This window comes from Chryseobacterium sp. HR92, from assembly GCF_045689405.1.
Classification (GTDB): Bacteria; Bacteroidota; Bacteroidia; order Flavobacteriales; family Weeksellaceae; genus Chryseobacterium; species Chryseobacterium viscerum_A.
In genome coordinates this window covers 1,188,168-1,200,319 of record NZ_CP139139.1, presented here as the reverse complement: position 1 = coordinate 1,200,319, position 12,152 = coordinate 1,188,168, and the positions used below count along the sequence as shown (strand labels likewise).

Below are 12,152 nucleotides of genomic sequence, written 5' to 3'. Positions count from 1 at the left end.
AGTATTATTAAAATCTATATGAAATATTTCCCCCAAACGAAGTAGAAGTAAAGTTGCCGTAAACACTTCCTCTTTCATCATATGCCTTTAAATTGAAAACATTGCTTACGTATATTGACAATCTGAAACCGCTTAAGAAATCCTTTGTAACTCTTAAATGAACATTATGCAGCGTTTTGTTATATAAACCTGAGAGCTTTTCATCTGAAGGTTTCAGAAACAATCCCTGATATTTTGGATTGGTACGGTCGTTTTCAGGAATCATCTGCATTTCTCCATTATGTTTGATATACCCTATCGGATAAATGTCATTCATTCCTGTTAAAGATCTGTCTGAAAGAAAATGATCCGTTCTCAGACCAATGATTAATCCTGATGAAGGCAGGTGATAGTCGAAGCTGAAACTTGCTCTGGCCATGGATTTTTTATTTTTAATATCATTATAAATTCCATATTGGTAATCCTTATCCATGATTTCTGGTGCGCTGATTTTATAAAGACCTTCATCTTTGTGACCTGAAGTTTCTACATAACTGGCATTAAAACCAATAACAAGATTAAGGGCTTCTATTTTTTTGAAACTGGCCATCAGCTCCAGTCCTTTATCTACAGACTGATATCCATTAACAATTCTGTTCTGGAGATAATTAAATTTTTCAGTTCCTACAATCTCGAAAGTAGGCACATCTGTCCCTGATATATTGACATTAACTTTGGCTTTATCCATTATTTTATGGACACTCATGGTAGTAAAGCCATCAAACAATCTGTTGTAATAAGCGGTAAGGTTAACCGTTGCAAAAGGGAACCTATAATCCACACCTATTTCTGTTTTCCAGCTTCGTGATGGTTTCAGATTGGCATTATCTCCCGGAGTTACTACTGTCTGCATAATGGCTGCTGAATAATATCCAGGCAGACGATAATCCCCAAGAAGGAAATCAAAATACCTTGGGGCTGTATAGATTTGATTCAACGAGGGAGCTTTAGAAGTGAGTCCAAAACCTCCTCTCACAGAAAATTTACCCATTTGATATGAGGTATTAACCCTTGGTGAATAGGTAGAATATGAATTCTGCAGATCATAACGAAGTCCCAGATTGGTTCTTAAAATATGTTTGTTGGCGAAAGCTTTCGTAATATTATCCTGGATATAAAATGCATACTGTTTGGTGCCAAAAACATTATCACGGTAATTAAAATCTCTCATTCCATTGCCCCCCTGTCCTGCAGCATTAATTGTTGTGAACTGTCCCGCTGTTCCGTAACGACCTTTTCCAAAATTATTTCCATATCTGAAATTGGCTCCGATACTGTACATGTGAACCCATTTGGATGCTGTTACTTTACTTCCATTAACACTTAAATCTGTAAAAATATTAAGAGGTTTACCATCCGAAAAAGCCTGGTTCTCATAACTTGGAGGTGTATAAGGAGCGTAATAAACACCATCGGTTGTTGAGTTTCCATAAGGACGCGCACCTTGGTTCAACCAATATCTGCGCTCTGTAAGCTGTGTTGAATAGCTGATCCCTACATCTGCACTTATCGTTCTGAAAAATGGTTTATTTCCGTTTCTGTTAAAATTATAACTGATATTATTTCCTAATGAAAAGCTCTTATTATCCACATTAATAATGATTCCGTCAAGATCATCCGGATCTTTCTTTCCTTTACTGGTATTGGTAGAAAATGATGCTGAAAGTTTATTACTGAATCCTTTACTGTTTCTTGATGACCAAAGGAAGTTAACATTCGTTCTGTCATACCCTACCAGACTGGTTCTTGGATCAGAAAGTGAATTCATATAGTCTACAGATACATTAAGCGCATTATTGTTTTTAAGCTTAAAACCTTTGGTAAGACCTACCTGATAAGTTCCTTCTCTGAGAGATGCATCCAATCGAAGCGGTGATGCTTTGGCAATGGTTGTTACTTTAATAAGCCCGGATGTCAGGTCTCCGTATTTAGCGTCCGGAACTCCCTGTATCACTTCAATACTTTCAATATTCTCTGTAGGGATTTCTCTTAAATCAACTCCATAGTTCGGTTGGCTTGGTGTTAAGTTTCCGCCATTAGTTGCAGCATTAAAGCTTATCCCAAAAGGGCCACTGTTTGCAGAATCATAACTCTGCATGTTTTCGTTATTAGATAAGGCAATATCGTTGACCATCAACTGAACTCCAAACGCTCTGTTACCAAAATCATCACCACCGGGAATATTTCCGGAACTGGTGACTGAAGGACCGCTGGCTGTTCTGAATACAATATTTTTAAACTGGGTATTGTCAAACTGTTGTACGTATTGACCTGGTAATTGCTGCAAGACATCTCCGAGAGAGAAAGACTGAAGATTCTGAAGGGCTTCCTGCTGAATTGAAATTTCTGAAAACTGTTTCTTTTTTGCGGTAAGTTGTACCCCTTCAATTCTTATTTCTGATTTTTCTCGGGATGAACTTTTTGATGCCAGGATCTGAAGCTGTAATTCCTCTCCCTCTTTTATTATAATAGTTTCTTCTCTATTGTTGGAATTCAGAAAGACGATCTGACATTTTCCTTTAAGAACCATAAAACTATCTTTCTTATGAAGCTCTTTACACTCTTTCGAACCACCATTGACAAGTTCTCCTTTTTTGAGTTGTCCATTATGATAAAATTCTACTTTTTGAGCAGACAAGAATCCGCCTGCTGTTAGAAAAACAGCACCTGCTAATAACGATAATTTCACCCTTAAAATATTTAGAGCGCAAAATTAATTATAATTATTCTAAATAAAAAGTAAGTTTTTGAATTAATTAGAGTTATTTTATCTTAAAATAGAATAACATACACATACAATTCCCTATATGAAGAATAAAACAATAATATAAATTACCATAAATAGTGACTTTTACAGTAATCATAATTAACAACTCAATCTTTCAGCTTAAAATATTTTATTAAAATTTAATACTTAATCTATTAAGAGTATTTTAGAACTTATTTTTTAGAATATTTACGGAAAACCACAAAAACTAACAAATATTAACTAGTAAATTGCTAATAAATTAACAATATAAATTATGGCAAAATACAGAATCTCTGGAGTTTGGAAAAACTCAAACAATGTAATTACACATTATGCATTTCATACAGTAAATGATAACAATACGACATCTAGGGCCACAAAAAAATCAAAAGATGAAGCAATTAAACTACTAGAAATTCAAGGCAATAGTGCCACAACTTGGATATGGAATTATAGTACGAGTGGATGGAATATTGGTGAAACTGTAACAATAGTTAATGGCTCCAATGGAAAATATTTAAGATCAAATCCAGATAAAAAAGAAACAAATAACCTAGAACACTTGATTGATTTTGATTGGATTGCTCCATAATATGTTAAAGTAAAAAACTTTTTACAGATTTCAATAAAACCCTGCAGCAAACAAAGTTTGCTGCAGGATTGACCTATAATTAAATACATAGAAAACGATATCCAGTATTTTACAAAAACCTTTTTGTAAAATTTTTCTGTTTTAAAAAATCATCTGCAAAATTGGTTGCACTTTTACAATTACTTAGCAGCCTCCTTTACGGGAGACACGTTGAAAAATCACTTTACCATTCCGTTCCAGATATTCGCCCGAAATTATCGGGTATGAATACTTGGGTGCGTGCGATACGTTATGACTTTTTATAATTACTTTGTCATTAACTTTCAAGCTATGTAATTGCTCGAGCTGAGACTTTTCCGGCTCAAATTTGACAATGTAATCATCACCATTAATCCTGACCATTACTCCGAAACCTAATCTTGAGCCTGGCGGAAGAGAAAGAGAAGTTACAACTCCCTCCATATTGATGTAATATTTAATGTTCTTCCCTATTTTAGCTTCAGCGACCTGCACTTTTTTACCTGCCGGAGATGCTTCCCATTTTTTGTACATTCTACCAGCAGGGGTAGCCTCCCATTGTTTCAATGCAGCTTTCCTTTCAGCAGCAGAGAGAGGCTTTGAGATTGGCTTTTCAGAAGTTTCATTTTTAATTTCACGATTAGCAAATACCAGTCCGCTTACCACAACCAGCAGTAAGGTCAGTACATAAATAATTTTTTTCATAGTTTTTTAGATTTAATTAATAACATTTTTATCTCTTTTTAAAGTTGATACAGCAAAATTATTTTAATATTTTCCTGCTGGTAAGTTTAAAATTGTAAATAAAAATGTAAACTTTGTAAATAAACAATTGACACTATGTTTAATAGTAGAAATCTACTTTCAGGAAAACGTAAATATCTGCTCGGATTAATACTTCTATTATTTATCTGGATTATCTATGTGGCTTTCAGCAGTGAGGATAGTGACGATTTTGATTTTGCCAGAAGAGAAGTTTTACTCCGCAAAATCGGACATGAAGTACTTCTGCAATCAGGTGACAGTACATCAAGAGTACTCCCAGTGAAAAAAATTGCAAAAAATGAATATCTGATCAGCTTTGAGAATAAGATTACTTTTCAACCGGATTCTCTGGTAAGTACTACTCAGCGTGTATTAGCCAAAGACCCGTTCGCAAATGATTATGTTGTTAATGTACTTAATTGTAACAACTCCAGTGTAGCCTATGGATACGCTATATCCAAAAATAAGCAAAATGATGTTGTACCATGCAGAGGAAGAAGACAGCCCATCGCCTGTTATACGATCAACATTAAATTTAAACCGACAGGAACAGCTATAGAAAAAAACGGATATCTTCTGGGTGGCCTGTCATTTTTAGCATTCATTGGTTTTATTTTTTTCAGATCTTTTAAGGCCCGAAAAATTTTACCTGAAAGCCAGCATACAGACACGATCACTTTAGGCTCGGCATTGTTCGATGCGAAGAACCGTAAGCTTATAATCAATGAAAATACAATAGAATTAACCGGAACTGAGATGCGTCTGTTACTCATTTTTGCATTATCCCCTAACGAAACCATAGAAAGAAGCAGATTACAAAAAGAAGTGTGGGAAGATGAAGGGGTTATAGTAGGACGCAGTTTGGATATGTTCATCTCCAAACTAAGAAAAAAACTGGAATTTGATCCAAATATTAAAATTGTTGTTGTACGCGGAAAAGGATATAAGCTGGAAATTAACCCTTAAGAAAATATGAGGAAATTCCATATCATCGCAACTTTAATGCCGGTACAAAGGATGTAAAAGCAACAAAAAGCGGGATAAAAAATATTTTATCCCGCTTGTATTAGCTTTATTCTATGTCAGTTATATTACTTTACTTCCTCGAAGTCTGCATCCTGCACATCTTCAGCTCCGGCGTTTCCACCAGCATTCTGAGCTCCTGCACCTGCATCAGCACCTGGCTGTTGACCAGCTGCATATAATTCTTCAGAAGCGGCCATCCATGCTGCATCTAATGCTTCAGTTTTAGCTTTCACATCATCAACATTTTTAGCTTCAAAAGCTGTTTTCAATTCTGCGTGAGCCGCTTCGATAGCTGCTTTTTTGTCAGCAGAAAGTTTTTCACCGAATTCTTTCAATTGCTTTTCAGTCTGGAAGATCAATCCGTCAGCTTTGTTGAAGATTTCAACTTCTTCTTTTCTCTTAGCATCAGCTGCAGAGTTTTCCTGAGCTTCTTTCTTCATTCTTTCGATTTCTTCGTCAGAAAGACCTGAAGAAGCCTGAATTTTGATAGACTGCTCTTTACCAGTTCCTTTATCTTTAGCAGATACACTTAGGATACCGTTCGCATCAATATCGAAGGTTACTTCAATTTGAGGAACTCCTCTTGGTGCTGGTGGGATATCCTGAAGATCGAATCTACCGATTTCTTTGTTATCATTGAACATAGATCTTTCACCCTGTCCTACTCTGATGCTTACAGCCGGCTGGTTGTCAGAAGCTGTAGAGAATACTTCAGATTTTTTAGTTGGGATCGTAGTGTTCGCTTCAATTAATTTAGTGAATACAGAACCCATTGTTTCAATACCTAAAGAAAGTGGAGTAACGTCAAGTAGTAGTACGTCTTTTACATCACCTGTCAATACACCTCCCTGGATTGCTGCACCAATAGCTACAACCTCATCTGGGTTTACTCCTTTAGATGGTTTTTTACCGAAGAATTTTTCTACTTCTTCCTGGATGATCGGGATTCTTGTAGAACCACCTACCAAGATTACTTCGTCAATATCAGAAGTTGACAGACCAGCATCTTTTAATGCTTTAGCAACAGGCTCCATAGATCTTCTTACAAGATCAGCAGATAATTGCTCGAATTTAGCTTTTGTTAAAGTCTTCACTAAGTGCTTAGGACCTGTAGCAGTAGCCGTGATATATGGTAAGTTGATTTCAGTCTGAGGAGAAGAAGATAATTCAATTTTAGCTTTTTCAGCTGCTTCTTTCAATCTTTGTAATGCAATTGCATCAGATTTTAATTCAACACCTTCTTCAGCTTTGAACTCATCAGCCATCCAGTTGATGATCACATCATCAAAGTCATCACCTCCTAAGTGAGTATCACCATTTGTAGATAATACTTCAAATACACCATCTCCTAAATCAAGGATAGAGATATCGAAAGTACCACCACCAAGGTCGTATACTGCGATTTTCTGATCTTTATGGTTTTTATCAAGACCGTAAGCTAATGCTGCAGCTGTAGGTTCGTTGATAATTCTTTCTACTTTAAGACCAGCGATTTCACCAGCTTCTTTAGTAGCTTGTCTCTGTGCATCATTGAAGTATGCAGGAACAGTGATTACCGCTCTTGTAACTTCCTGTCCAAGATAATCTTCAGCAGTTTTCTTCATTTTCTGAAGCGTCATTGCAGAAATTTCCTGTGGTGTATATTCTCTATCGTCGATTTTTACTTTTACAGTATCGTTTGGTCCGGCAACTACTTTATAAGGTACTCTTGTGATTTCAGAAGCATCATCTTTAAAGTGCGTTCCGATAAATCTTTTGATAGAGTAAACAGTTTTTGTTGGATTCGTTACAGCCTGTCTTTTTGCAGGATCACCTACTTTTCTTTCTCCGTCTTCTGTAAAAGCTACGATAGAAGGAGTAGTTCTCTTACCTTCTGCGTTAGGAATAACAACAGGGTCTTTTCCCTCCATTACAGCAACACAAGAGTTGGTTGTTCCTAAGTCAATTCCAATTATTTTACTCATAATATTTTATATTTTTTCTATTTTTAATTTAATTTACACTCTCAATTTCTCAATATCTGTACCATTCAAAGAATTGTGACAAAATGACACAATAAAATTAAAAACCTCGATAAAATCGAGGCTTTATATGATTTAATATGGAAATATTTTCATTATTTTTTGATAAACTTCATTGATTTGACGAAGTCTTTACCATTATAAGTTCTTACATAATAGACACCACTGGCAAAATCTTTCACATCAATTTTATCTGTCTCATTTTTAATAAATGCTTTTTTCACAAGTCTTCCTTCAGCATTGAAAATTTCTACTTCATTGATTGGCGCTAAAGGAGAAGCTATAGAAATGTACTGTGTAGTAGGATTTGGGAAAAGATTAATAGAATTTGCTTTTTCCACTTCATTTACTGATAAGAAAGCACAGGCGTTGGAGTTCAGTAGACTAGCTCTTGGACCTGCCATAGTATTAGTTTTGATTGTTTTCTGATCATTGGTAAAGAATGCCATTTCTGTATCTGTCACATAATCCATAAAATTCATGAACATGGCACCGTTTGCAGTTGGATTACACATAAAGCCGTTATCTGGAAAAACATTACCCCCGTAATGGGCATCATTAATAGCAGGAGTATCTGCACAGCCGTCATCATTATCCGGTGTTCCACATACACTGCCATCTTCTCCCCATGGGTGAAGCAATCCGAAATAATGTCCTATTTCATGTGTTGCAGTTCGTCCTCCATTATAAGGAGACACAGCGGCTCCTGTAGTTCCGAAGTATTTATAGCCAATAGCAAGTCCGTCCTCCGGAAATCCTGCTGCATCAGGCAGATAAGCCCACCCCAGATAAGGATTAGGCATATTCCCTACCCATATATTTAGATATTTAGTAGGATCCCAGGCTGTAAGGCCGGTTGATAAATAATATTGGTTAGCAAAATCAAAATTTGAGGCCACTGATTTTCTTTCTATACCTGTAGTAGAAGCACCTGTAGGCGTTTTTGTTGCCATACAGAATGTCAGCTCCATATCTGCAGCATAGGGCTTGAAAACATCAGGAACTACAGAACTAAAATTAGGGTTCAATTTTCTGAAATCATTATTCAGGATAGCAATCTGCGATGCAATCTGAGCGTCGGAAATATTCTGTGCAGCACTTCCATAAAGAACATGTACTACAACTGGAATAGTAACAACAGTCTGACCGTTTTTACCCAATGTATTAGCAGCCGCACTCTTACTGGTTAAATAATTTCTTAAATCTTCTTTTTTTGCCAGAGCCTGGGGATTTCTCGCATAAAACTCCTTCATTTTCAAATCAGTAGCACATTCTCTCTGTCCATAAACATTGCCCATTAGAAGGCCAGCAGTCAATAGTAAAATTTTTTTCATGGAAAATAATTATAAAGTAAGCGATAAATATAACCATTCCTAAAAAAAACACTCTGAAGGTAAAAAGTACTTTATACTATATATCTTGACAATAATCACACTTATTAAAATATTATGGATTAGAATGAGAAAAAAATCAACAAAAAAATTACAATATAGAATATTTTACATTTTAAAACTTTTTTCACAATACATATTTTTGTCCAAGAACTGGGAATATCATAGCTTACAATAGCCCTTTTATTATCAATTCACCAATCTTTAAAAATTAATCAAAGTTTAATCTAAGAAATAGAGGCAGAATCTTTACGAATTATTATTTTTGATAAAATATACACATTTAGAATGTCATTACACTTTAATCCACGAGATATTACATGGCTTGCCTTTAATGAAAGAGTTTTACAGGAGGCCATGGATGAAAAAGTTCCCTTACATTTAAGAATACGTTTTCTCGGAATTTTCTCCAACAATTTAGATGAATTTTTCAGAGTACGTGTTGCCGGATTAAAGCGTGCCATGGATTTTAAGGAAAAAGTGATTGCTGAATCTTTCTACCAACCACCCTCCAAGATCCTTCAGAGAATCAATGAAGTTGTCATGAGACAGCAGCTGAATTTCGATAAAACCTGGAAAAAGATCCAAACCGAAATGGCTGATCATAAAGTTTTCATTAAAAATTCCAAAAACCTGACAGCAGCACAAAAAGAATTTGTCAGACAATATTTTGATGAAGTGGTAGAATCCAATGTAATTCCTATTCTTCTTCATGAAAATACGCCAATGCCCTATTTAAGAGACAAAAGTCTTTATCTGGGAGTAGCGATGAGAAAAAAGGACTGGCAGTATTCCAGCAATTATGCTATTATTGAGATTCCCTCCCGTTTTGTAGGGAGATTCGTATTGCTTCCAACAGAAGATCCTGAAGAGAAAAACGTAATGCTTCTGGAAGATGTGATCACTTTCAATCTTCCGCACATATTCTCTTATTTCGGATATGATGAATTTTCTGCTAATGCTTTTAAAGTAACAAAAGATGCAGAACTGGATCTGGACAATGACATCAGAACCAACTTCGCAGAAAAAATAGAAAAAGGACTTAAAAACAGAAGAAAGGGAAAACCTACCCGTTTCGTTTTTGATAAAGATATGGATAAAGCGCTGCTGGAACTCCTTATCAGAAAACTGAATTTAACGAAAAAAGACAGCATTATTCCGGGAGGAAAAATTCATAACTTCAAGCATTTCATGGATTTCCCAGACGTTTTTGAAGCCTATGAAAGACCTGTGGAAAGAAGCTCTTTTACGCATCAGGCATTTGAACATGGTGAAAGAGTGACAGATGTTATCTTAAAAGAAGATGTGCTTCTTAGTTTTCCTTATCACAAATATAATCCAGTGATTGATCTTCTCCGTGAAGCAGCAATGGATCCGGATGTAAAATCTATACAGATCACCGCTTACCGTATGGCAAGCAGTTCAAAAATTATCAACGCGCTCATCTATGCCGCCAGAAATGGTAAAGAAGTGACTGTAATGCTGGAACTTCAGGCAAGGTTTGATGAAGAGTCCAATTTGAAATGGAAAGATATGCTTGAACCGGAGGGAATTACAGTTCTTGTGGGAATTCCCAACAAAAAAGTACATGCTAAACTATGTGTTATCAAAAAGAGAGCGCATAATAAAACCATCCAATATGGATTTGTAAGTACTGGAAATTTCAACGAAAAAACGGCAAGAATATATGGTGATCATCTGCTCCTTACAGCCGATCGCGGCATCATGGCAGATATCAATAAAGTATTCAATGTGCTGAAAAAACCGAAGGATGATTTTATTCCGATTTTGAAAACTTGTAAAAATTTATTAGTTTGCCCTCAGTTTATGCGTGAAAAGATTGTTCACCATATTGATAAAGAAATCGAAGAAGCCAAAGCAGGCCGAAAAGCAGAGATCATCATCAAGGTAAATTCTATGAGCGACAGACTGCTGATAGAAAAGCTATATGAGGCTGCCAAAGCTGGTGTGGTAATCAGACTCATCGTAAGAGGAATCTATTGTGCCGTAAACCAGAAAGAATTTAAAGAAAAAATAAAAGCTATAAGTATTGTAGATGAATACCTGGAGCATGCCAGAGTAATGTATTTCTACAATAAAGGAACAGAAGACATGTACATTTCTTCCGCTGACTGGATGACCAGAAACCTGGACTACAGGATTGAAGCCGCTGCTAAAATCACTGATAAAAACCTTAAGAAAGAATTAAAAGATATTCTGGACATTCAGCTTAGGGATAATATAAAAGCCAGAATTCTGGATAAAAAACTCAGCAATGAATACATAAGAAATGATAAAAAAGAATGCCGTTCACAAATAGAAACCTATAAATATTTAAAAGCTAAAACAAGCAAAAAATGAAGATAGCAGCGATAGACATAGGGAGTAATGCAGCCCGCCTTCTTATCAATGAAGTTAAGATTAATAACAGAAAACCTGAATTCATTAAACTCAACCTTCTCAGAATTCCTCTGAGACTGGGAATGGATGTTTTTACCATCGGAAAAATAGGTCCCGAAAGAGAAAAAATGGTCATTGATTCCATGAAAATCTTCAGTGATCTGATGAAAATATATAAAGTGGATCATTACAGAGCCTGTGCTACCAGTGCTATGCGTGATGCTGCCAATGGTAATGAAATTATCGGCCTCGTAAAAGAAACATCCGGAATCAACATCGAAATCATTTCCGGTGACGAAGAAGCTACCCTGGTCTATGAAAACCATGTTGCTGAAGGCCTTGATAAAGAATTCGCCTACCTATACATCGACGTTGGTGGAGGTTCTACAGAACTTACCTTCTATGAAAACGGTAAAATGGTTTACGAAAAATCATTCAATATCGGAACGATCCGTCTTCTCAACAACCTGGTTACAATGGATAACTGGAAAGAGATGAAGGACGAGATCAATAAAAATATCGTCAGTAAAAAACCAATTGTAGCCATTGGATCAGGAGGAAACATCAATAAAGTGTTTTCCATGAGCAAAACCAAAGATGGGAAACCAATGTCTTTATCTCATCTGAAAAAGGTCTATAAAGAATTCAATGAACTGTCTGTGGAAGAAAGGATGACCAATTACAACCTTAGGGAAGACCGTGCTGATGTATTGGTACATGCCCTGAGCATCTTCAACAATGTGATGTCATGGTCTGATATCAATAGGATTTTTGTCCCTAAAATATCTGTGGCAGACGGATTGATCCATAATATTTACAGTCAGTTACAACACAAAAAATAACAACAAATCACAATATTGTAAACCAGCCATTGAGCTGGTTTTATTTTGGGGAGCTGTTTTCATCTTTCCAACATATTAGCATTTCGAGGAGCAACGCGACGAAGCAATCTCTGGATTTTCACATGTATTTTCATATAAAATGTGTTTCTGTTGTTAAGTTTTGGCTAAAGCCAGTGGAGGATTAGTGTATTACAGGCAACCCTATTGAAATTTAGCAACAACTTTTTACTTTTTACTTTTTACTTTTTACTTTTTACTTTTTAATAAAAACTTTTATAAATTTTAAAGTAAAACCCCGTCCCCATTCGT

General features: G+C 35.8%; 8 protein-coding genes. 4 read left to right on the top strand and 4 right to left on the bottom strand.

Annotation, left to right across the window (positions count from 1 at the left end; genetic code table 11):
* Positions 1-7: 7 nt before the first annotated feature.
* Positions 8-2,728, bottom strand: coding sequence for a TonB-dependent receptor plug domain-containing protein (locus SFA27_RS05400; RefSeq protein ID WP_407296865.1), 2,721 nt, complete (start codon positions 2,726-2,728; stop codon positions 8-10).
* Positions 2,729-3,062: 334 nt separating this feature from the next.
* Here SFA27_RS05400 and SFA27_RS05395 point away from each other — a divergent pair, with 334 nt between their 5' ends.
* Positions 3,063-3,380, top strand: a complete 318-nt coding sequence (locus SFA27_RS05395) for a DUF3892 domain-containing protein (protein ID WP_407296863.1) — start codon at positions 3,063-3,065, stop codon at positions 3,378-3,380.
* Positions 3,381-3,563: 183 nt separating this feature from the next.
* Here SFA27_RS05395 and SFA27_RS05390 read toward each other — a convergent pair whose 3' ends face one another.
* Positions 3,564-4,103, bottom strand: a complete 540-nt coding sequence (locus SFA27_RS05390; RefSeq protein WP_407296861.1) for a hypothetical protein — start codon at positions 4,101-4,103, stop codon at positions 3,564-3,566.
* A 135-nt stretch (positions 4,104-4,238) separates the two neighbouring features.
* Here SFA27_RS05390 and SFA27_RS05385 point away from each other — a divergent pair, with 135 nt between their 5' ends.
* A complete protein-coding gene (locus tag SFA27_RS05385; protein ID WP_407296858.1) occupies positions 4,239-5,129 on the top strand; it encodes a winged helix-turn-helix domain-containing protein in 891 nt (296 codons plus the stop codon).
* 125 nt (positions 5,130-5,254) lie between these two features.
* Here SFA27_RS05385 and dnaK read toward each other — a convergent pair whose 3' ends face one another.
* Positions 5,255-7,153 carry a molecular chaperone DnaK gene (dnaK, locus tag SFA27_RS05380; RefSeq protein ID WP_047378697.1) on the bottom strand — a complete coding sequence of 633 codons (1,899 nt, stop codon included), beginning with the start codon at positions 7,151-7,153 and terminating at the stop codon, positions 5,255-5,257.
* A gap of 152 nt (positions 7,154-7,305) precedes the next feature.
* Positions 7,306-8,544 (bottom strand): zinc-dependent metalloprotease, encoded by a 1,239-nt coding sequence (locus tag SFA27_RS05375; protein ID WP_407296854.1) that lies wholly within the window; start codon positions 8,542-8,544, stop codon positions 7,306-7,308.
* A gap of 345 nt (positions 8,545-8,889) precedes the next feature.
* Between SFA27_RS05375 and ppk1 the strand changes: the two genes are divergently transcribed.
* On the top strand, positions 8,890-10,962 hold the full coding sequence (gene ppk1 / locus SFA27_RS05370; RefSeq protein WP_407296851.1) for a polyphosphate kinase 1: 2,073 nt from the start codon (positions 8,890-8,892) through the stop codon (positions 10,960-10,962).
* Positions 10,959-11,843: an exopolyphosphatase gene (locus SFA27_RS05365; protein ID WP_047378699.1), complete on the top strand. Its 885-nt coding sequence runs from the start codon at positions 10,959-10,961 to the stop codon at positions 11,841-11,843. The genes ppk1 and SFA27_RS05365 overlap by 4 nt, the downstream gene beginning before the upstream one ends.
* Positions 11,844-12,152 lie beyond the last annotated feature (309 nt).